The organism is Nocardioides sp. Kera G14 (assembly GCF_020715565.1).
Classification (GTDB): domain Bacteria; phylum Actinomycetota; class Actinomycetes; order Propionibacteriales; family Nocardioidaceae; genus Nocardioides.
Map to the genome: position 1 here is coordinate 3,247,238 of NZ_CP085839.1, position 20,998 is coordinate 3,268,235.

Consider the following 20,998-nt stretch of genomic DNA (forward strand, 5'->3'; position numbering starts at 1 on the left):
GCGGAGTGCTCCCTCCTCAAGTCGACTCTCCCCACCTTACGTCACGAGGAACCCGCTGTCGAAGGAAAGGTGGCGAGTGGCAGGCTTACGGATATGACCGGTATGGACCTCGTCTCAGGCAGGACTGGACTCTTCATCAACGGCGAGTGGCGCGATGCCGAAGGGGGCGAGTCCTTCGCGGTCTACGACCCCGCGGATGCCTCCGTCCTGGCCCGCGTCGCGGACGGCAGTACCAATGACGTGATCGACGCGCTCGACGCCGCCGTGGCCGCCCAGGCCTCCTGGGCGGCGAGCGCTCCGCGCGATCGGGGCGAGATCCTGCGCAAGGCCTTCGAGCTGATCAACGCGCGGGCCGACGACTTCGCCGAGCTGATGAGCCTGGAGATGGGCAAGCCCGTCGCCGAGGCCAAGGGCGAGGTGACGTACGGCAACGAGTTCTTCCGGTGGTTCAGCGAGGAGGCCGTACGGATCCACGGCCGCTGGATGAACAACCCCGCCGGCACGTCGCGGCTGCTCACGATCCGCAAGCCCGTCGGGCCCTGTTACTTCATCACGCCGTGGAACTTCCCGCTCGCCATGGGCACCCGCAAGATCGGTCCCGCCATCGCAGCCGGCTGCACCATGGTCGTGAAGCCGGCCGAGCTGACGCCCCTGACGATGCTGGCGCTGGCCGACGTCCTCACCGAGGCCGGACTCCCCGCCGGCGTACTCAACGTTGTTCCGACCACGTCGGCAGCCGACCAGTCGAAGGCGATCATGGCCGACGACCGGCTGCGCAAGGTCTCCTTCACCGGTTCCACTCCCGTGGGCAAGCTGCTCGTGAAGCAGTCGGCCGACCAGCTCCAGCGGGTCTCGATGGAGCTCGGCGGCAACGCGCCGTTCCTCGTCTTCGAGGACGCCGACCTCGACGCGGCCGTCGAGGGCGCGATGCTCGCCAAGATGCGCAACATGGGTGAGGCGTGCACGGCGGCCAACCGCTTTCTCGTGCACTCCTCCGTCGCGGCGGAGTTCGGCGAGAAGCTCGCCGAGCGGATGGGCGCGCTGCGGGTCGGCCGCGGCCAGGACGACGGCGTCGACGTCGGCCCCCTCATCGAGGAGAAGGCTGTCGACTCCGTCAGCCAGCTCGTCACCGATGCCGTCCACGACGGCGCGAAGGTGCTGACCGGCGGCAACGCTCCCGACGGGCCGGGCTACTTCTACAACCCGACCGTGCTGCTCGATGTGCACCCCGAGTCCGAGATCAACAGCCAAGAGATCTTCGGCCCGGTCGCGGCCATCGCCACCTTCGACACGGAGGAGCAGGCGATCTCGCGCGCCAATGACACCGAGTACGGCCTCGCGTCCTACGCCTACACCCGCGACCTCGCCCGGACGATCCGTCTGGCCGAGCAGCTCGAGTACGGCATGGTCGGCGTCAACACCGGCCTGATCTCCAACCCCGCCGCCCCCTTCGGCGGCATGAAGCAGAGTGGCTTCGGCCGCGAAGGGGGCTTCGAGGGGATCGAGGAGTATCTCGAGACGACCTACGTCTCGCTCCCGCCGTTCTGATCAGTCCTTGCGGCGGGGCTTCCGGGCCGGGCGGTCCTGGAAGCGCTCGCCGGTACGGCGGTTGGGCGCACCGCGGTCGGGGGCGAGCTCGATCAGCTTGCCGCTGATCCGGGTCTGGGCGAGTGCATCGAAGACCTCCTGGGGGAGGTCGGCGGGCAGCTCGACGACGCTGAAGTCGGGGCGGATCGAGATGTTGCCGAAGTCGGCACGACGCAGCCCACCCTCGTTGGCGAGCGCGCCGACGATCATGCGCGGCTCGACCTTGTGGCGCTTGCCGACCTGGATCTTGTACGACGCCATCGGCTGTCCGTCCCCGCGATCGTTCGTGCGGGCGGCCCCAGCCCGGTTCGAGCGCTCGCCGCGCTCGCTGTTGCGGTCGTCGCGGTCCCGGCTCTGACGCTGCGGGCGCACCGGCTCGGGCTCGAGCAGGAGCGGCTCCTCACCGTGGAGCATCGCGGCGAGGGCGGCGGCGACCTCGAGCTCGGGAACGTCGTTCTCGGAGACGTAGTGGGCGACGACGTCGCGGAAGAAGGAGATCTTCTCCTTCTCGGCCAGCACGTTGGTGATGCCCTCGTCGAAGCGGTTGAGGCGGGTCGCGTTGACCTCGTCGACGGACGGCAGTTGCATCTCGGCCGGCGTCGAGCGGGTGTGCTTCTCGATCGCCTTGAGCAGCCAGCGCTCACGCGGGGTGACGAAGGAGATCGCGTCACCACTGCGGCCGGCGCGGCCGGTGCGGCCGATCCGGTGGACGTAGGACTCGACGTCCGTGGGGAGGTCGTAGTTCACGACGTGGCTGATCCGCTCGACGTCGAGACCACGGGCCGCGACGTCGGTCGCGACGAGGATGTCGAGCGAGCCGTCCTTGAGCTGGTTGACCGTCTTCTCGCGCTGGTTCTGCGCGATGTCGCCGTTGATCGCGGCGGCGGCGTACCCGCGGGCGCGGAGCTTCTCGGCGAGGGTGTCCGTCTCGGACTTGGTGCGCGCGAAGACGATCATCGCCTCGAAGTTCTCGACCTCGAGGATGCGGGTGAGCGCGTCCAGCTTCTGCGGGTAGCTCACCATCAGGTAGCGCTGGGTGATGTTCGCGGCGGTGGCGGTCTTGGACTTGACCTGCACCTCCTTGGGGTTGCGGAGGTACTGCCCCGTGAGCGCCTTGATCTGGCGCGGCATCGTCGCGGAGAAGAGGGCGACCTGCTTCTCCTCGGGCGTCGTCGCAAGGATGGTCTCGATGTCCTCGGCGAAGCCCATCGACAGCATCTCGTCGGCCTCGTCGAGGACGAGGAAGCGCAGCTCGGAGAGGTCGAGCGTGCCCTTGTCGAGGTGGTCCATGATGCGGCCGGGGGTGCCGACGACGATGTGGACGCCGCGCTTCAGGGCGGTCAGCTGCGGACCGTACGCCGAGCCGCCGTAGATCGGCAGCACGCGGATGTTGGGCAGCTGGGCGGCGTACTTCTCGAAGGCCTCGCACACCTGGATCGCGAGCTCACGCGTGGGAGCCAGCACGAGCGCCTGCGGGCGCTTGGTCTCGTAGGGGTCGAGGTTGGAGAGGACCGGCAGCGCGAAGGCGGCGGTCTTGCCGGTGCCGGTCTGGGCCAGGCCGACGACATCGCGGCCCTCGAGGAGGAGGGGGATCGTGGCTGCCTGGATGGGGCTGGGGGTCTCGTAGCCCACGGCGCGGAGGCCGGCGAGCACACCCTCGGAGAGGCCGAGGTCGTTGAAGGTGATCGTCTCAGTCACCGGGGAAGTTTCGTCATTCACTCCACAAGACTAGTTCCGGTGGGGTATGGCGCAAGATTCCCCGACTCAGGTGGAGCGTCGCGGGCGCGTATGTCGGCACGTCGACCCTCCCAGTGGGGCGAAATGTCCCGAATCAGGCGGAATAGTTGTGGCGCTGTGGGGAACGATGTACCTTGGTGAACACAAGGTGAACAGGAGGTGGATAACCATGAACGAGAACCTCACCTGCACATGGACCACGGTCGTCGACGCAGACGGTCGCGAGCACATGGAGGCCGTCTGGACGACGTGCCCCGCGGCGGCGACTGCCCCGCACGCTGCCTGACCAAAGAATTTTCTGAACGTTTGGAATGAACGTTCAAGTGATTGGGTTGAAGTCTCTAGAGTCGAAACAGCTCTGACCTACTGACTTCAGGAGACCCACGCATGACTGAGAACAGCTTCGAGACGACCACGGCGATCGACGACATCAGCGGCGACTACGTGCTCGACACGGCCCACACGCGCCTCGGCTTCGCGGCCCGGCACGCGATGGTGACCAATGTCCGCGGCTCCTTCAAGGAGTTCGAGGGCACCGCCCACGTCGACACCGCCAACCCCGCGAACTCGCAGGTGTCGATCAAGATCACCGCGAACTCGATCGACACGGGCAACAAGGACCGCGACGGCCACCTCCTCTCGGGTGACTTCTTCGAGACCGAGACGAACCCCTTCATCACCTTCGTGTCCAGCAACGTCGACTTCGACGGTGAGACGTGGGAGATCACCGGCGACCTGACGATCAAGGGCGTCACGCAGAAGGTCACCATCCCCTTCGAGCAGACCGGCTCCGCACAGGACCCCTACGGCAACACGCGCGTCGGCTTCGAGGGCTCGACCACGATCAACCGCACCGACTTCGGCCTGACCTTCAACGCCCCACTCGGCACCGGCGGCGTCCTCGTCTCCGAGAAGATCAAGCTCGACTTCGACATCAGCGCCATCAAGCAGGGCTGAGCTCCTCCACACTGCAGGGCCGTCCCGTCAGGGCGGCCCTGCAGTCATTTGGTGAGCGTGTAGCGGACGAAGCTCGGGACGACCAGCGCGGCCACTGTCACTCCGATGACGACCAAGACCCCGCCTCCGGCGGCTGTTGCGCTGACGCCGATACCGGCGGCGACGCCCCCGTGCAGCGTGTCGGAGATGCGCGGGCCACCGCCGACGACGACGGTGAAGACGCCCTGGAGCCGGCCGCGGACCGAATCATCGGCGGCGCTCTGCAGGATCGACGTCCGGATCGCGGCGGAGAACATGTCCGCCGCACCGGCGACTGCGAGTGCGATCAGCGCGATCACGAGCATCACCACCCACGCACCACCGACGTGTGGCGCGAGCCAGTCGGCGACGCCGTACACGGTCACGCCGAGGCCCCAGATGATGATGCAGACGACGACGGCGAAGCCCTGACGTCTCACCTTCGAGAGCCAGCCGCCGAGCACGCCGCCGATGACGGCACCGGCCGGGATGGCGGCGAAGAGCAGCGCGAAGGCGAGGCCGCCGTCGACCGGTCCGTGGAAGTGCGTGTGGGCCTGCTCGGGGAAGAGCGCGCGCGGCATGCCGAAGACCATCGCGATGATGTCGACGAGGAAGCTCATCAGGAGGATCGGCTGGTCCTTGAGGTAGACCAACCCATCGATCACCGACTTCAGCCCGGGCGCCTGCACGTCACCCTGCACCGGCAGCTTCGGCAGCCGGATGACGGCGTAGAGGATCGCCAGCAGGCCGAGGGTGTCGAGCAGGTAGAGCAGCGGGAAGCCCGTGATCGGGATCAGTACGCCCGCGACCAGGGGGCCGGCGATCGCGCCGGCCTGGAAGACCGTGTAGTGCAGCGAGTTGGCCGCCGGCAGGACCTCCTTGTCGAGGATCCGCGGCAGGATCGCCGCACGCGTCGGCGAGTCCACCGCGAAGAAGGACTGCTGCACCGCGAAGAGGACGAGCAGCAGCCACGGGTTCTCGTTGCCGAGCGCGGCTTGGGCGAAGAAGAGGGCGGAGCAGACGATCAGGCCCAGGCTGGTGATCCGCACGATGGTGCGCCGGTCGAACGCGTCGGAGAGGGCGCCGCCGTAGAGGCCGAAGATGACGAGGGGGACCAGGCCGAAGACGCCGGTCAGCCCGACGTACGCCGTCGACCCGGTGTCGGCATAGATCTGGGCCGGCACCGCGACGATCGTGAGCTGTGCGCCCACGACCGTGATCATCTCGGCGAACCAGAGCCGGCGGAAATAGGGGTTCTGCAGGGGACGGGTGTCGGCGAGCAGATCCTTGAGAGCCATGGCCCGCGAAATTTACCTGTCGCTCCAGTGTCGGGTCGCGGTGGCCCCGTCCGACGCCCACTGATCTCGGTCGTTCGCAAAGTGAACGAAACATGAATCAGGCACCATGGTCCGGTGAACCGGGGAGGGATCAGGGCCTGGCGGCTCGGTGTGGCCGCGAGCGGTGCGTCGGGTGCCGTCCTCGCCGCGCAGGCGTACGACGTCTGGTGGACCGCGCTCTCCCAGCTCTCCAGCATCGCCGTGGCCGTGGCCTTCGTCGTGCTCGCCTTCCGTGAGCCGCGCTCGCCCTGGCTCCGCGGTGCGCTCGCGACCGACATGCTGCTGGTGTCGCTCGCCTACCTCCCCATGCAGAACGGCAACCTCTTCCACGCGTGGTCACTGCTCGAGCACGTCGTCACGCCGTTGCTCGTCCTCACCGACTTCCTGCTCGTCGGCACCAACCAGGCCGACGTGCGCTGGTGGCATCCCCTGACGTGGCTGCTGCCGCCCGCGGCCTACCTGAGCTGGTACGTCTGCGGCGACCTCTGCGTCTACAGCGCGCTGGACCTGACCCGGCCGACCCAGTTCACCGAGCGCTGCCTGGTGCTGTGCGCCCTCGTCCTCGCGGTCGGGACGGCGCTGTATTCGAGCGGTCGCCGTCGGCGTACGCCGGTAGTGTCCGAAGCGTGAAGCCTCTCGACCTTCCTGCCGCCTCCGACACCAAGGCCTGGATGGAGGAGCGCGCGCAGACGCAGCTCGCTGTCGTGCGGGAGGTGGCCGACCGATTCCGTACGTCGCCCCCGCCCGATGCGCTCGAGGCGCTGCGCGAGTGGAACCGTCTGGAGACGGCTGCGGGCAACGTGCTCTCCCCCGTGCAGCTGCTTGCCAACGTGCACCCCGACCTCGCGACCCGTGAGGCCTGCGAGGCACTCGAGGTCGAGACGATGAAGCTCCTGACCGAGCTCGGCCAGGACCAGGCGATCTACGCCGCCTTCGCCGCGCTCTCGCCAGAGGGACTCGACCCCCTGGCCGCGCGCTACCTCGACAAGATCCTCGTCGACTTCCGTCGCTCGGGCGTCGACAAGCCGCAGGAGGTCCGGGACCGGCTCAAGGAGATCAACAAGCGCCTCACCACGCTCGACCTCGACTTCTCGCGGATCACGCGCGACGACGTCCGCACGCTGCGCGTCACGCCCGACCGACTCGGCGGCATGCCGGCCGACTGGGTCGCCGCCCACTCGGTGGAGGACGACGGCCTCGTCACCCTGACGACCGACTATCCCGACGCGGTGCCGGTGCGCACCTTCGCCACCGACCGCTCGCTGCGCGAGGAGATGGTGACCGCCTTCCTCGAGCGCGGCTGGCCGCAGTCGGAGCCGGTGCTCACCGAGATGTTCGCGCTGCGTCACGAGCTCGCGACGCTCGTGGACTACCCCGACTGGCCGTCGTACGACGCCGACGTGAAGATGATCGGCACCGGCTCGGCCATCCCCGAGTTCATCGAGAAGATCGCCTCGGCCGCCGCCGAGCCGATGGAGCGGGACATGGCGGTGCTGCAGGCGCGCTTCGCCGCCGATCTCCCCGAGGCCGGCCCGATCACCGGTGTCGACACGGCGTTCTACCAGGAGGTCGTGCGACGCGAGCAGTACGACGTCGACGCCCAGCTGGTGCGGACGTACTTCCCGTTTGCGAAGGTGCGGGCCGGGCTGCTCGAGGTGACCGGCCGCCTCTTCGGCCTGCGCTGGGAGCCGGTCGAAGTGCCGGTGTGGCACGACGACGTGGCGTCGTACGACGTCTTCGTCTCGGCCACCGACGAGCTGCTGGGGCGGATCCACCTCGACCTCCACCCGCGCCCGGGCAAGTACTCCCACGCGGCGCAGTTCTCGCTCGCGTCCGGCGTAGCGGGCACCCAGCTCCCGGAGGGAGTGCTGGTCTGCAACTTCCCGCGTGGCCTGATGGAGCACGACGACGTGGTGACCCTCTTCCACGAGTTCGGCCACCTGCTCCACCACCTGCTCGCCGGGCATGGGGAGTGGGCGCGCTTCTCCGGTGTCGCGACCGAGTGGGACTTCGTCGAGGCGCCCTCGCAGATGCTCGAGGAATGGGCGTGGGACGCCGACGTGCTCGCGACCTTCACGGCCGACGAGGCCGGTGAGCCGATCCCGGCCGAGCTGGTCGAGAAGATGAAGGCCGGCGAGGAGTACGGCAAGGGCATCCAGGCGCGGCAGCAGATGTTCTACGCGGCGATGTCCTACTGGTTCCACCAGGACGTGGCGGACGGGTCGCCGACGGACCTGACCGAGCGGATGATCGAGCTACAGGCACGCTACGCGCCGACCGCGTGGCTGCCCGGCACCCACATGTTCGCGTCCTTCGGCCATCTCGGCGGCTACTCGTCGGCGTACTACACCTACATGTGGTCGCTCGTGATCGCGAAGGACCTCTTCAGCCAGTTCGATCCCGCTGATCTCTTCGCACCCGAGATCGCCGGGCGCTATCGCGACCTCGTCCTCGCCCGTGGAGGGGAGAAGGACGCAGCTGATCTCGTCGCCGACTTCCTCGGCCGTCCGTTCAGCTTCGACTCGTACGCCGCCTGGCTGGCGCGCTGACCCGGCGTTCCGGCCAGTGAGGGGATGCCCCCACGGCCCGGCGGGAGACTGAGACGCTGCTGATTCCATCGTCGGAGCCTGAAGCGGGGACCGTTGTCCGAAATCTCGAGCCAACGTTCGATCAGCCTCGGCCTCACCCTGAGTCTCGGCGCACTGGCGGCCATGGGGCCGCTGGCGACCGACCTCAACCTGCCGGGCCTGCCCGAGATGGCGCAGTCGCTGCACACGAGCGACGCCCTCGCGGCCGCCACGGTGTCGGTCTGCTTCGCCGGCTTCGCCCTCGGCCAGTTGATGGTCGGCGGCCTCACGGATCGCTTCGGCCGGCGACGCCCGGCCGTGGTCTCGATGGGAGTCTTCACGCTCACCAGCGCCCTCTGCGCCCTGGCGCCCTCGATCGGCTGGTTGCTCGTCTTCCGCTTCTGCCAAGGAGTCGCGGGCGCCGGCGTCCAGGTGGCGATCCGCTCCGCCATCCGTGACTACGCGAAGGGCTCGGCCGCCGCGCGGCTCTACTCGCAACTCTCCATGGTCTCGATGACGGCGCCGATCCTCGCGCCGATCCTGGGCGGCACGGTCCTGCGGTTCACGTCGTGGCGTGGGCTCTTCTGGGCACTCACGGTGATCTGCGCGCTGCTCTTCGTCCTCGCGCTGGTGAGGATCGAGGAGACCCTGCCGCCCTCCCACCGTCGGATCGGCGGCGGACATGTCCGGACGCTCCTGGCGGTCGCGCGGCACGAGGGCTTCGGCCAGCACCTCGTGCTCTCGGTCTGCCAGGGCGTCATCCTCTTCACCTACATCACGATAGGCGCGCTCTTCCTCCGGCACGAGTACGGCGTCAACGCGCAGACGTACTCCTACCTCTTCGCCATCAACGGCGCCGGCATGGTGCTCGGCCAGGCGTTCAACGCCCGCCTGGTGACACACTGGGGCTCGCTGCGGATCCTGACCGGGTCGATCATCGGCTACGCCACCGGGTGCACGGTGCTGGCGATCGCCGTCCTGACGCACGCCCCACTGCCGCTGATCAGCGCCGCCATGTTCGTCACCCTCACCACGCTCGCGGCGTCGACGCCCAACAACCTCGCCCTCGCGATGGTCCCGTTCGGGGCCGCAGCTGGCACGGCGACGTCGCTGCTGGGGGCGACCCAGCAGCTCGCCGGCGCGATCGTGCCCTCGCTCGCAGCCGTGATCGGCACCAGCGGCCGCGTGATGGTGCTGACCATGCTCTGCGCGGGGCTGGTGGGAGTGGTGCAACTCTTCACCGTGATCCGTCCACGGGCGCGGGCCGGTGCCGTCCGGGAGTTCGAGCACCGCCCCGCGTCGGTGCGCTCCTAGTCCAGGCTCAGCCGGCGAGGGTCACGGCGACGGCGGCACCGAAGCCGGCGTTGTTCTTCACCAGCGCGATGTTGGCGGTGAGCGAGGCACCGTCAGTGAGCTCGACGATCCTGGCGAGCAGGTACGGCGTGATGTCCTTGCCTCGCACGCCCTCGTCGTCGGCGGCGGCCAGGGCACGGTCGATGATCGCGCCGATCTCGGGCGCCGGGATCTCGTCGGCCTCCGGGATCGGGTTGGCGATGACCACTCCACCCTGCAGGCCGAGCTCCCACTTGGCAGCGAGCACCGCCGCGGTCTCCGCAGGCCCGTCGACCCGCATCGGCGACGCGAATCCCGAGGCGCGGGAGTAGAAGGACGGGAACTCGTCCGAGCCGTTGACGAGCACCGGAACACCCAGTGTTTCAAGGGTTTCCAGCGTCAGGCCGACGTCGAGGATCGACTTCACGCCGGCACTGATGACCGCGACCGACGTCTGGCCGAGCTCGGTCAGGTCGGCGGAGATGTCGAAGGACTGCGAGGCACCGCGATGCACGCCGCCGAGGCCACCGGTCACGAAGACCCGGATGCCGGCGAGGGCCGCCAGGCGCATCGTCGAGGCCACGGTGGTGGCGCCGTGGAGCTTGCGGGCGACGACGTACGGCAGGTCACGGACACTCACCTTGGTGACGTCGGGGGCGGAGCCGAGCAGCTCCAGCTCGTCGTCCGACAGGCCGATGCGCGGCACGCCGTCGAGGATCGCGATCGTCGCAGGCACGGCTCCGCCGGCGCGCACGATCGCCTCGACCTCGCGGGCCATCTCGACGTTGCGCGGGTAGGGCATGCCGTGGCTGATGATCGTCGACTCGAGCGCGACGACCGGTCGGCCATCGGCCAGCGCCACCCCGATCTCGTCAGTGATCTTCAGCATCGAGCAGCTCCTTGATGAGGGCGGGGGTCAGGTCGGGGCGGACGGTCTGCTCGCTGGCGACCGTGAGTGCCGCAGCAGCCTGCCCGAAGCGCGCTGCCGCGAGCACATCGGCGCCCCCGGCGAGCGCCTGGCAGAAGGCGCCGAGCATCGCGTCACCGGCTCCGGTCACGTCGATGACGTCGACGCCGTACGGCGACAGGATGGTCGTCACGCCGGGACCGACGAGCGTCGATCCCTCGGAGCCCAGGCGCACCCAGACCCACTCGACGGCCCGGCTGCGCAGCGCCTCGGCAGCGGCGGTCAGCTCCGCGGCGGTCTCCACCGGCAGGGCGGTGAGCGCGGCGAGCTCGTCGCGATTCGGGGTGAGCAGGAACAGCGGCGGTCCGAGCACCGGCGCGAGCCGCTCGGCCTTCGGCACCGAGACCGGGTCGAGGACGACGCGCAGTGCCGCCGTCTCGCACGCGACCAGCAGCGCGGAGAGCGTGTCGGGCGGGAGGTTGCCGTCGAGGACGACGACCGTGTCGGGTGCCGAGCGCTCGATCGCGTCGACGATCGGCGCGACCTCGAGCTCCTCGATCACGGCCATCGCCGCGACGGCCGCGACCAGGTCGCCGCTCCGGTCGAGCAGGGCCGTGTAGGTGCCTGTCGGCACCGAGCCGCGCTGCACCAGCCGTACGTCGACACCGGCCGCTGCGGTCGCCGACAGCAGGTCCTCGCCGAGCGCGTCGTCCCCGACGATGGAGGCCAACTGCACCCGGGCGCCGAGCCGCGCGGCGTTCTCGGCGATGTTGCGTCCGACGCCGCCCGGCGAGAGCACCGTGGTCCCGGGATTGGAGGTCGCGGGCACCATCGCGGCGGTCGACTGTGCCTTGAGGTCGACATTCGCTCCGCCAACCACCAGCACGGCGGCGCCGGCCGTCAGCGGCAGACCGCTCATCCGAGGCCGTGCTTGTCGGAGAAGGAGTCCACGCCCTCGTGGTGATCGGGAATGCAGGCCCGGACCAGGTCGCCGAGCGCCCCGGGAGCGGTCTCGAAGGCGCCGATGGAGAGCAGCACGTTGAGCAGCATGCCGTGCGAGATGAAGTCGCGGACCTGCTCGTCGGACCAGCCGGTCCGGCGCACCGTCTCGTAGATGGAGCCCATCCGCTCGCGGGCGGCTTCGCCGATCTCCGGCACGGAGCCCGCGGAGAACCCGTGCATCATCACCTGGAGCCAGTTCCGGTCAGCGAGCAGATCGACGTACGCGCCTCCGAGGCGATGGAGGTCCTCCTCGCTCTCGGTGTCGAACGGGCGCTCGTCGAGGACCTCGCGGAAACGCTGCTCGATCCGGCCACAGGCGCGCTCGAAGACAGCGAGGAAGAGCTCCAGCTTGGTGCCGAACATCCGGACGACGTACGGCTGGCTGACGCCGGCCTCCTTCGCGACGGCGTCGGTGCTCGTGCCCGCGTAGCCACCGGTGGCGAAGGCCTTCGTCGCCGCCTCCAGGATCAGCTCACGTCGCTCTCCGGCAGGCATCCGCGCATTCATGGTTGACATGTTATCAGTCGATTACTTAGTCTCCTGAGACCGTTAGTAATCATTCAATGCCAACCATCTGGAGACCCCGATGACCACCACCCTCACGCCGCCTCCGGCGGCGGCGAGCCGTGCCGCTCGCTCCGTCCCGCTCTGGTTGACGATCGCCGCCGTCAGCCTGCCGATGTTCATGGCCACCCTCGACAACCTCGTGATGACGACCGCCCTCCCGGTGATCCAGCAGGACCTCTCGGCCTCGGTCGGTCAGCTCTCGTGGTTCCTCAACGCCTACACGCTCGCCTTCGCGACCTTCATGCTCCCGGCTGCCACCCTGGGGGACCGGATCGGGCGCCGCCGCGTGATGGTCGCCGGCATCGTCGTCTTCACCCTCGCCTCGATCGGGTCGGCGCTCTCGGACTCGGCGGGCACCCTGATCGCCGCCCGCGCCGTCCAGGGCCTCGGCGCGGCGGCGATCATGCCGCTCTCCCTCTCCCTGCTGGCGACGAGCGTGCCCGAGCGGATGCGCTCGGCCGCCATCGGCATCTGGGGCGGTGTCTCGGGTCTCGGCGTCGCGCTCGGCCCGGTCATCGGAGGCGCGGTCGTCGACGGGATCAGCTGGCAGGCGATCTTCTGGATCAACGTCCCCGTCGCCGTGATCGCGCTCCCGCTCATCCTCGTCGCGGTGCGCGAGTCGCGCGGCACCTGGTCGCGGCTCGACCCGCTCGGCACCCTGCTGCTCGGCGGCGCCGTCTTCCTCGGCATCTGGGGCATCGTCCACGGCAACGACGACGGCTGGACCTCGGCCGGCGTCCTGATCCCGCTCGTGCTCGCCGCTCTCCTCCTGCCGGCGTACGTCGTCCACGCCCGTCGCCGCGCAGACGCGGTGTTGCCGCTGCGGCTCTTCCGCTCGCGCAGCTTCACGGTCGCCAACATCGTTGCCCTGGGCTTCACCGCAGGCATGTTCGGCGCGGTCTTCCTGCTCTCGCAGTACCTCCAGGTCGTCAACGGCTACAGCCCGCTCGAGGCCGGCGTCCGCACACTTCCGTGGACCGGTGCCCCGATGATCGTCGCCCCGCTCGCCGGTGCCTTCGCGAGCCGGATCGGCGTGCGCCCGCTGCTGCTCGCGGGCCTGGCACTCCAGGCAGGCGCCCTCGTGTGGTTCGCCTCGCTGGCAGAGTCGTCGGCGACGTACGGCGGCTTCATCGCGCCCCTCGTGATGGCCGGCGTCGGCATGGGCCTGGTCTTCCCGTCGATCTCGAACGCCGTCATGGGCGGGCTGGCGGAGGCCGACTTCGCGATCGCCTCGTCGTCCAACTCGACGGTCCGGGAGTTCGGTGTGGCGCTCGGCGTCGCGGTGCTCACCGCGGTCTTCACCGGCAACGGCGGGACGATCTCGCCCACCGGCTACGACGGCGCCGTCGGCCCAGCGCTCCTCACGGGTGCCGGCGCGGTGCTCATCGCCCTGGTCGCCGCGGTCTTCACCCCACGCAGGGTGGCAGACTCGGCCCGTGCCTGAGCCCCGTGCGGTCGACGCCTTCTCGCTCGCCCTTGACGACCTGTTCCTCGAGCCCGAGTCGGTCGTGGCGGGAGAACCCACGGCGGGCGTCGCGACGCTCCACGAGCTGACGGGGATCGAGGTCGGGGTCTGGGAGTTGACGCCGGGGACGGTGACCGACACCGAGGTCGACGAGGTCTTCGTGGTCATCGCGGGAGCGGGCACCGTGGAGTTCCGCGGGTCCGGGGAGGTCGTCGAGCTGCGGCCGGGGGTCGTCGTACGCCTCAAGGCGGGCGACCAGACGACGTGGACGGTGACGGAGACCCTGCGGAAGGTCTGGGTCACGCCCTGAGCGCAGGCTGCACCGACTCGGGCAGCGGTACGGCGAGCGCGGCGACGAAGAGCCGGACGCTGCGCTCGGTCATCGCCGCCGCCGACTCGTCGGGGTGGTCGAGCCACCAGTTGACCAACGAGTCGACGATGCCCATCCACACCGCGGTCATGGCGGAGACGTCGGTGGGATCCGTGTTGCCGCCCAGGGCGAGCATCTCGCTCACGCCATCGTGGGCGAGGGCCGTGATCCGGTCCGTGTAGAAGGCGAGCTCTGCCGCCACGCTCTCGTCGGTCCGCGGCACGGTCGCGTCGAAGAAGAGTCGCCACAGCCACGGCTGCTCCTCGAGCAGCCCGAAGATCCCCTCGAGCGTGCGCAGCGCCCGCTCCAGACCGACCACCCCACTCACGGCGATCCGCTCGATCTCGTCGACGAGGATTGCGCCGGAGTGATGCAGCGAAGCGGTCAGGAGGCCCTCCTTGGAGCCGAAGTAGGCGTAGACGAGCGGCTTGGAGATCCCAGCACGGGCGGCGACGTCAGCGACCGAGGTGGCGGCGTACCCCTGGAGACCGAAGGTCTCCGCGGCGGCACGCAGGATCTGGTCCTCGCGATCGGCGCGCGGGACGCCCTTGGTCCCTGCTCCCCGAGCCCGCGTCGTCCCGCTCATGCGAAGAGTCTAGACACCCAATTGACCCTGAGGTAACTTACCCGAGAGTCAATTGATCCTTTGGAGAGTTCCCGTGCACGACTTCCTCGACATGTGGCACAACCCGGTCACCTACGCCATCCCGTTCTTCCTGCTCACGATCGCCATCGAGCTCGCGGCGCTGAAGTGGCTGGATCACGACGACAACCTGACCGGCTACCTCTACCGCGACGCCAAGACGTCCATCCTGATGGGACTCGGCTCGCTGGTCACCACGACCGTGCTCAAGGTCGGCGTCTTCGTGGTCTACAGCGTCCTGTGGACGTATGTCGCGCCGTGGCAGGTCCCGATGACGTGGTGGGGCATCCTCGCGGGCGTGGTCGCGGTCGACTTCGCCTACTACTGGAACCACCGCTTCGTGCACCGGGCCCGGGTCGGCTGGGCTGCCCACCAGGCGCATCACTCGAGCGAGTACATGAACTTCGCGACCGCACTGCGGCAGAAGTGGAACCCGTGGTTCGAGTTCTTCTTCTTCCTGCCGCTGCCGCTGCTCGGGTTCTCGCCGGTGTCGATCTACATCGCCTTCTCGATCAACCTGATCTTCCAGTTCTACGTCCACACCGAGATGATCAACAAGATGTGGCGGCCGATCGAGCTGGTCTTCAACACGCCGTCACACCACCGGGTCCACCACGGCTCCGACCCGATCTACCTGGACAGGAACTACGCGGGCATCTTCATCATCTGGGACCGCATGTTCGGCACCTTCCAGCCGGAGCTGAAGCGGCCGACGTACGGACTGACCAAGCCGGTGACGACGTACAACCTGATCAAGCTGCAGTACGGCGACTACCGCGCGCTCTGGACCGACGTCCGCAACTCGTCGTCGGTCAAGGAGGCCCTGGGCTGGATCTTCGGTCCTCCCGGGTGGGCGCCGGAGGGGAAGACCCCGACGTCATCCTCGACGGTGGCCGAGCGCGAGCCCGAGCCCACGACGGTGCCGGTCGCCTGACGTCAGCGGCGCGCACCCTCGCGACGCATGGCGCGAACGGTCCACAGGCCACCCGTCAGGGCGGTACAGACCTCAATCATCGAGCGAAGGTGGAATCTCATCGGTTCTCCTCGGGGCGGTGGCGCCGGGTCCCGACGACACCGAATGAGACGGTCCCGTGGTGTCGTCATGACGCGGACACTCTCTGAATGCCCACGACGGTGGTTCTCATTCCTCCGGCGCTGCTGAGCAGGGCGTCAGAGCGTGCTCAGGACGCCGGCCGCGGCCGCCAGCACGAGCGTGAGGACCACGCCTCGGCGCAGTGCCAGCAACAGGACCAGCGCACCCGCCAGCACGCCCCACTGCCAGGCGTCGGTGAGCGAGCGGGCGAGCGGCACCGCCGAGCCGTGGATCGCCCCGATCGCGGCCGGGCCGGCCCCGTCGAGGAAGGTGCGCACCCGGGTGTCCGCCCGTAGGGCGGAGAAGTGCCGACCACCGAGCAGGACGAAGAGGAATGATGGCGCGAAGGCGACTCCGGCCGCCAGCAGCGCGCCGCCGAGTCCTGCGGCGGCCCACCCCACCACGGCGACGGTGTGCACGACCGGCCCGGGCGTGACCTGACCGAGCGCGACCGCGTTGAGGAACTCACCCTGCGTCATCCACCCGCGGCCGTCGACCGCGTCGCCCTGCATCAGCGGCACGATCACGAACCCGCCGCCGTAGGAGAGGGCGCCGACCTTGAGCGCGGTCAGTGCCAGCGGCAGGAGTACGCCGACCCCGCCCGTCATCAACGCGACCTTGGCGACCAGCGGCAGGACCACCGCGTTCGGCCCGCGGCGTTCGCGGGGTCCGGCGTCGGTCGGCCGGCGGATCAGCAGCTCTGTCACGCCGCAGCCCAGGAGGACCAGCACCAGCCACGGCCCGACCGTGGCAGAGGCAGCGGCACCGATGACGAGCCAGATGAACCAGCGCATCGAGGTGCGGCGGGAGAAGCTCGCGGGCGTGAGGCCCCAGCCGGCGTGGATCGCCACGGCAGCCACGGCGGCACCGGCTCCCGCGCCGGCGCCGAGGACCCACGCCGGCGGGTCGCCGAGGAAGAGCCCCGACAGGGCGAGGATGAGGACGAGCCCGGGCAGGATGAACGCCAGGCCTCCGGTCATCGCGCCCGCGGGGCCACGGAGCCGCCAGGCGGTGTAGATCGACAGCTGGGTCGAGGCCGGGCCGGGGAGCAGGTTGCACGTCGCGATGGCGTCCTCGAACTCCACGGCGTCGATCCACCCACGGCGCTCGACGACGGTGTCGCGCAGCATCCGGATATGGGTCGGTGGGCCGCCGAAGCCGAGCACACCGATCCGCCCCCACTCCCGCAGGATCGTCGCGAGGGGCACGCCGGGTGCGGTCACGGCCCCAGCCTGTCATCGATCAGCCGGTGTTGCGCAGCCCGGCGGCGATGCCGTTCACCGTCAGCAACAGGGCCCGCTCGAGCTCGGGTGAGACGTCGTCGCCAGCCGCTCGGGTGCGGGCGAGGAGCGAGACCTGCAGCGCGTGCAGCGGGGCGAGGTAGGAGTCACGGAGCTCGAGCGTGTGCCGCAGCACCGGCGCCTCCTCGAGCAGCTCGCTCTGTCCGGTGACGGCCAGCACCTCGCGGAGCGTCCGCTCGTGCTCCGCCCTGATCTGCTCGAAGAGATCCTGGTGCTCGCCGGGGACCAGCGCGGCGACGTACTCGGCGGCGATGGTGAGGTCGGTCTTGGTGAGCGTCATCTGGACGTTGGAGAGGAACGTGCGGAAGAAGGCCCAGGAGCCGTACATCTCGGCGAGCTGGTCGGCGCGGCCGGCCTCGCGGGCAGCAGCGAGGCCGGAGCCGACGCCGAACCAGCCGGGCACGTTGATCCGTGCCTGCGTCCAGCCGAAGACCCACGGGATCGCGCGGAGGTCGTCGAGCCCACCGAGGCCGCCCGGGCGCTTGGACGGACGGGAGCCGATGTTGAGCTTCCCGAGCTCGTCGACCGGGGTCGCCGAGACGAAGAAGGGCACGAGTGACGGGCTCTCGACGAGCTCCAGATAGGCCGACTGCCCGGAGGAGGCGATCAGGTCCATCGTGTCGTTCCAGCCCTCGAGGACATCGGTGGGCAGCAGCGAGCGGCGGTGCAGGACGGCGGCCTCGAGGACCGCAGCCAGCGCGCCCTCGAGGTTGTGCCGGCCGAGGCCGGGCAGCGAGTACTTGTCGGAGATCACCTCACCCTGCTCGGTGACCTTGATCGGCCCGTCGAGGCTGCCGTAGGGCTGGGACATGATCGCCTCGGCCGTCGGGCCACCACCGCGACCGACCGAGCCGCCCCGGCCGTGGAAGAGGCGGAGCACCACACCGTGGGCGCGGGCGATGTCGCGCAGAGCGCGCTGGGCGCGGTGGATCTGCCACTGGGAGGCGGCGATGCCGGCGCCCTTGGAGGAGTCGGAGTAGCCGAGCATGATCTCCTGCACGTCGCCGCGCGCCGCCACGATCCGGCGGTAGGTCGGCTCGGAGAGGAGCGCGTCGAGCAGCGGCCCCGCGGCCTCCAGTTCGGCGACGGTCTCGAAGAGCGGCGCGAAGCCGATCCGTGCGGTCGCCGCTTCGTCCTCGCTGCCCACGTCGACCAGGCCGGCCTCGCGTGCCAGGACGACGACGGCGAAGAGGTCGTCGATGTCGTGGGTCATCGAGACGATGTAGGTCTCGATCACGTCCGGCCCGAAGGTGTCGAGCGCGGTGCGGATCGTGTCCATCAGCTCGAGGCTCGCGGTCGCGGCCTCGCCGAGCCCGGTGCGCACCGCACCGACCAGCGGGCGACGGCTCGCCATCTCGCGCCCGAGCACCTCGATCCGCGCGGCATGGTCCAGGTCGACGTACGCCGACCCCGACCCCTCCACGCGGGCGAACAGCTCCGCGAGGGCGGCGTGATGCTTCGCGGAGTGCTCGCGGATGTCGAGCGTGGCCAGGCCGGCCCCGAACGCGACGGCCGTCCGGATCAGGCGCAGCAGCGCACCGTCGGCGGTGAGCTCGTCGCCGGCGGAGAGCAGCGAGTCGCGGATCAGGACGAGGTCCTCGACCACGCCCGAGAACGACAGGTAGTCGCGCAACGGCTCGTGCGGCGTGCCGTGCGCGAGCCGGTCGGCGGTGCGCTGGAGCCGCACCTTGATGAAGGTGAGCTTGCAGCGGTACGGCTCCTCGGCGTTGAGCCGGCGGATCGTCGCCCAGGTGATCGGCAGCGCCTCCGCGTCGGCCTCGAGGCTCGCGTGCAGCTCCTCGGAGACCGTCACGATGCGGGTCGAGGAGCCGAACTCCGCGAGCAGGTCGTCGACGAGCTCGACCAGCGTGTCGAGGCCGGCCGTGTGCTGGAGGTGCAGCACGTCGAGCGTCACAGCCGGGGTGACGTTGGGGTTGCCGTCTCGGTCGCCGCCGGCCCACGTGCCGAAGCGGAGCAGTCGGCCCTCGGTGGGCACGGTGGTGCCGATGGTGGCGAGCTGGTGGTCCAGCTCGGCGAGCAGCGCCGGGACCACGTCGCGGGCGAGCGAGGTCAGGTAATAGATGGCGGTGCGGGCCTCGTCGGTCGGCTCCGGGCGCGAGGTGCGCAGCTCGTCGGTCTGCCACAGCATGTCGACCAGCTCCGCGAGGCGTCGGGTGTCGCCCGTGCCACCGCGCGGGTCGGCGAGCTCGTCGACCGTGTCGACGATGCGGCGCAGGAGCACGAGCACGCTGCGGCGGCTGGCCTCGGTGGGGTGCGCCGTGAAGACAGGTCGGTACTCCAGCCGACCGAGGATCTCGTCGAGGAGCGGGCGGTCGAGGTCACCGGCGACGAGCGCCTCGCCGATCCGGCCCACCGCGGCGGAGAGCGGCCCGGACTCGCCGTCCGAGAGCTCGCGCCAGCGGTGGAGCTGCTCGGTGGCGTTGACCAGCTGGAAGTATGCCGCGAACGCTCGCGCCAGGGTGACCGCCGTGTCCTCGTCGACCCCGGCGAGCACGTTGCGCAGCTCCGCACTGTCGGGCTCACGGGCCAGTCGGCGTACACGCTCGACGAGGTCCAGCAGCTCGGGACCCTCGTGCCGGGCGAGGGCCTCGCCGAGGAGCGTGGAGAGCAGCCGGACCGACGCACGGAGCGCCGCGTGGCGCTGGTCGGAGGCCACACCGCCGCCGAAGACGGCAGGGTCGGGGGAGCGACGGTCGGCCTCGAGGATCTCCTGGACGGATCGGGTCACGGACCCAGCCTAGGCAAGGATGGAACGATCAAACAGAGGCGTCCGCCGGCGCGAGTGCGACCGGCAGTGTGGCGTAGCCGCGGAGGATGCGGGTGGTGCGCCGCGAGGCGCCCGGCTCGAGCATGAGCTCCGGGAAGCGGTCGAAGAGCGTCCTCAGCCCGACCTCCCCCTCCATCTTCGCGAGCTGAGCCCCCAGGCAGTAGTGCCGCCCGGCGCTGAAGGCGTGGTGGTCACGGGCGTTGTGGCGCGCGACGTCGAAGGAGAGCGGGTCCTCGAAGACGCCTGGGTCGTGGTTGGCCGCGGCGAGCACCGTGGTGACCGCCATCCCGGCGGGGATCCTGCGGCCTCCCACCTCGGTCGTCACGGCGGCGATCCGGCCGGTGAGGAGGACCGGCGGGTCGAGCCGCAGGATCTCGTCCACGGCGTTGGGCCACAGGTCGGGCTCGGTACGGAGGCGCTCGAGCTGCTCGGGGTGGGAGGCGAGCAGTGCGACACCGTTGCTGAGCAGGTTGACCGTCGTCTCGAAGCCCGCGGCGAGCACGAGCCCGGCCAGCGACTTGAGCTCGAGCTCGGTCAACCCGACGCCCTCCTCGTCCTTGGCGCGGACGAGCTGGCTGAGCAGGTTGTCACCGGGATGGGCGCGCAGCCACTCGAGGTGGGTGGTCAGCCAGCCGTCGAACTGCTCCAGCGCGGTGTCGACGCCCTTGTACGTCGACCACGGGAGCCCGAAGTCGAGCGAGGCGGCCGCGCCCTCGCCGTACTCCAGGATCCTCATCCGCTCGGAGAGCGGCACCCCGAGGATCTCGCTGATGACGGTGACCGGCAGCAGCCCGCAGTAGGAGGTCACCAGGTCGACGGGCGAGCTCGGGTCGAGGCTGTCGAGCAGCTCGCTCGCCACCGCCTGGGTGCGCTCGCGGAGCTGTTCCACCGCCCGGGCGGTGAAGACGCGCGTGACGAGCTTGCGGTAGCGGGTGTGGTCCGGCGGCTCGGTGACGAGCAGGCTGGGCGGCTCGATGGGTGAGAAGACCTCCGAGCGCACGACGTCGGCCATCTTGGCGAGGACCGACTTCTGCAGCGTCGGCATGCCGGTGCGGAAGTCACCGGAGGTCAGGACGTCGCGCACCAGGTCATGTCGCACCGTGACGAAGCTGAACTGCCCGCGACAGATGCCGCCCTGGGCCCGCACCTCGTCGTAGATGCTCTCGAGCTCACCGGCCCGTGTCGGGTCGCTCGCGGTGAGGATGAGCCGGCCCTGGAGGTCCCCCTCCTTTGCGCCCTTCGTGATCACCATCCGGAGTAGCCCGTGCGTCAGGCCCCAGCGGGCGAGGGGCTTGAGCGAGAACATGTTCCCAACCTACGGTCGAGG

The 20,998-nt window shown here is 69.8% G+C and carries 17 protein-coding genes; 8 read left to right on the plus strand and 9 right to left on the minus strand.

Annotated features, from left to right (window positions below; all coding sequences use genetic code 11):
* Positions 1-93 precede the first annotated feature (93 nt).
* Complete coding sequence (locus tag LH076_RS15855; RefSeq protein WP_227781726.1) at positions 94-1,548, plus strand: NAD-dependent succinate-semialdehyde dehydrogenase; 1,455 nt, start codon at positions 94-96, stop codon at positions 1,546-1,548.
* On the opposite strand, the gene LH076_RS15860 is transcribed toward LH076_RS15855, so the two are convergent.
* Positions 1,549-3,285 (minus strand): DEAD/DEAH box helicase, encoded by a 1,737-nt coding sequence (locus LH076_RS15860; protein WP_227781727.1) that lies wholly within the window; start codon positions 3,283-3,285, stop codon positions 1,549-1,551.
* Between the two features lie 426 nt (positions 3,286-3,711).
* Here LH076_RS15860 and LH076_RS15865 point away from each other — a divergent pair, with 426 nt between their 5' ends.
* Positions 3,712-4,281 (plus strand): YceI family protein, encoded by a 570-nt coding sequence (locus LH076_RS15865; protein WP_227781728.1) that lies wholly within the window; start codon positions 3,712-3,714, stop codon positions 4,279-4,281.
* 44 nt (positions 4,282-4,325) lie between these two features.
* On the opposite strand, the gene LH076_RS15870 is transcribed toward LH076_RS15865, so the two are convergent.
* A complete protein-coding gene (locus LH076_RS15870) occupies positions 4,326-5,597 on the minus strand; it encodes an MFS transporter (RefSeq protein ID WP_227781729.1) in 1,272 nt (423 codons plus the stop codon).
* Between the two features lie 114 nt (positions 5,598-5,711).
* On the opposite strand from LH076_RS15870, the gene LH076_RS15875 reads away from it, so the two are divergent.
* From LH076_RS15875 to LH076_RS15885, 3 genes are all read left to right on the plus strand, one after another.
* Positions 5,712-6,266, plus strand: a complete 555-nt coding sequence (locus LH076_RS15875) for a hypothetical protein (protein ID WP_227781730.1) — start codon at positions 5,712-5,714, stop codon at positions 6,264-6,266.
* Positions 6,263-8,185 carry a M3 family metallopeptidase gene (locus tag LH076_RS15880; RefSeq protein WP_227781731.1) on the plus strand — a complete coding sequence of 641 codons (1,923 nt, stop codon included), beginning with the start codon at positions 6,263-6,265 and terminating at the stop codon, positions 8,183-8,185. Before LH076_RS15875 ends, LH076_RS15880 begins: the two co-directional genes overlap by 4 nt.
* Positions 8,186-8,278: 93 nt before the next feature.
* On the plus strand, positions 8,279-9,517 hold the full coding sequence (locus LH076_RS15885) for a multidrug effflux MFS transporter (RefSeq protein ID WP_227781732.1): 1,239 nt from the start codon (positions 8,279-8,281) through the stop codon (positions 9,515-9,517).
* A 7-nt stretch (positions 9,518-9,524) separates the two neighbouring features.
* Here the strand turns inward: LH076_RS15885 and LH076_RS15890 are convergent, their stop codons facing one another.
* Genes LH076_RS15890 through LH076_RS15900 form a run of 3 tightly spaced genes read right to left on the minus strand, consistent with a single transcriptional unit; the run spans position 9,525 to position 11,960 of the window.
* On the minus strand, positions 9,525-10,424 hold the full coding sequence (locus LH076_RS15890; protein ID WP_227781733.1) for a pseudouridine-5'-phosphate glycosidase: 900 nt from the start codon (positions 10,422-10,424) through the stop codon (positions 9,525-9,527).
* Entirely contained in the window at positions 10,408-11,361 is a 954-nt protein-coding gene (locus LH076_RS15895) for a carbohydrate kinase family protein (RefSeq protein WP_227781734.1), read from the minus strand. Before LH076_RS15895 ends, LH076_RS15890 begins: the two co-directional genes overlap by 17 nt.
* Positions 11,358-11,960: a TetR/AcrR family transcriptional regulator gene (locus tag LH076_RS15900; RefSeq protein ID WP_227781735.1), complete on the minus strand. Its 603-nt coding sequence runs from the start codon at positions 11,958-11,960 to the stop codon at positions 11,358-11,360. The genes LH076_RS15895 and LH076_RS15900 overlap by 4 nt, the downstream gene beginning before the upstream one ends.
* Before the next feature lie 70 nt (positions 11,961-12,030).
* On the opposite strand from LH076_RS15900, the gene LH076_RS15905 reads away from it, so the two are divergent.
* The gene (locus LH076_RS15905) at positions 12,031-13,455 is read left to right on the plus strand and encodes an MFS transporter (RefSeq protein WP_227781736.1); all 1,425 of its coding nucleotides are present in this window, start codon (positions 12,031-12,033) and stop codon (positions 13,453-13,455) included.
* Positions 13,448-13,786 (plus strand): cupin domain-containing protein, encoded by a 339-nt coding sequence (locus LH076_RS15910; RefSeq protein WP_227781737.1) that lies wholly within the window; start codon positions 13,448-13,450, stop codon positions 13,784-13,786. Before LH076_RS15905 ends, LH076_RS15910 begins: the two co-directional genes overlap by 8 nt.
* On the opposite strand, the gene LH076_RS15915 is transcribed toward LH076_RS15910, so the two are convergent.
* Positions 13,776-14,432 carry a TetR/AcrR family transcriptional regulator gene (locus LH076_RS15915; protein ID WP_227781738.1) on the minus strand — a complete coding sequence of 219 codons (657 nt, stop codon included), beginning with the start codon at positions 14,430-14,432 and terminating at the stop codon, positions 13,776-13,778. The two genes, LH076_RS15910 and LH076_RS15915, sit on opposite strands and share 11 nt — an antisense overlap.
* Positions 14,433-14,505: 73 nt before the next feature.
* Between LH076_RS15915 and LH076_RS15920 the strand changes: the two genes are divergently transcribed.
* Positions 14,506-15,423 (plus strand): sterol desaturase family protein, encoded by a 918-nt coding sequence (locus LH076_RS15920; protein WP_227781739.1) that lies wholly within the window; start codon positions 14,506-14,508, stop codon positions 15,421-15,423.
* A 236-nt stretch (positions 15,424-15,659) separates the two neighbouring features.
* Here the strand turns inward: LH076_RS15920 and chrA are convergent, their stop codons facing one another.
* Genes chrA through LH076_RS15935 form a run of 3 tightly spaced genes read right to left on the minus strand, consistent with a single transcriptional unit; the run spans position 15,660 to position 20,977 of the window.
* Positions 15,660-16,805: a chromate efflux transporter gene (chrA, locus tag LH076_RS15925; protein WP_227781740.1), complete on the minus strand. Its 1,146-nt coding sequence runs from the start codon at positions 16,803-16,805 to the stop codon at positions 15,660-15,662.
* A gap of 19 nt (positions 16,806-16,824) precedes the next feature.
* On the minus strand, positions 16,825-19,632 hold the full coding sequence (ppc, locus tag LH076_RS15930) for a phosphoenolpyruvate carboxylase (RefSeq protein ID WP_227781741.1): 2,808 nt from the start codon (positions 19,630-19,632) through the stop codon (positions 16,825-16,827).
* A 28-nt stretch (positions 19,633-19,660) separates the two neighbouring features.
* The gene (locus tag LH076_RS15935) at positions 19,661-20,977 is read right to left on the minus strand and encodes a cytochrome P450 (RefSeq protein WP_227781742.1); all 1,317 of its coding nucleotides are present in this window, start codon (positions 20,975-20,977) and stop codon (positions 19,661-19,663) included.
* Positions 20,978-20,998 lie beyond the last annotated feature (21 nt).

Bases quoted from the DNA above. Each gene is read 5' to 3' on its own strand.
- LH076_RS15855 (WP_227781726.1), top strand. From the start codon at position 94: ATGACCGGTATGGACCTCGTCTCAGGCAGGACTGGACTCTTCATCAAC.
- LH076_RS15865 (WP_227781728.1), top strand. From the start codon at position 3,712: ATGACTGAGAACAGCTTCGAGACGACCACGGCGATCGACGACATCAGC.
- LH076_RS15870 (WP_227781729.1), bottom strand. From the start codon at position 5,597: ATGGCTCTCAAGGATCTGCTCGCCGACACCCGTCCCCTGCAGAACCCC.
- LH076_RS15890 (WP_227781733.1), bottom strand. From the start codon at position 10,424: ATGCTGAAGATCACTGACGAGATCGGGGTGGCGCTGGCCGATGGCCGA.
- LH076_RS15895 (WP_227781734.1), bottom strand. From the start codon at position 11,361: ATGAGCGGTCTGCCGCTGACGGCCGGCGCCGCCGTGCTGGTGGTTGGC.
- LH076_RS15900 (WP_227781735.1), bottom strand. From the start codon at position 11,960: ATGTCAACCATGAATGCGCGGATGCCTGCCGGAGAGCGACGTGAGCTG.
- LH076_RS15905 (WP_227781736.1), top strand. From the start codon at position 12,031: ATGACCACCACCCTCACGCCGCCTCCGGCGGCGGCGAGCCGTGCCGCT.
- LH076_RS15915 (WP_227781738.1), bottom strand. From the start codon at position 14,432: ATGAGCGGGACGACGCGGGCTCGGGGAGCAGGGACCAAGGGCGTCCCG.
- LH076_RS15935 (WP_227781742.1), bottom strand. From the start codon at position 20,977: ATGTTCTCGCTCAAGCCCCTCGCCCGCTGGGGCCTGACGCACGGGCTA.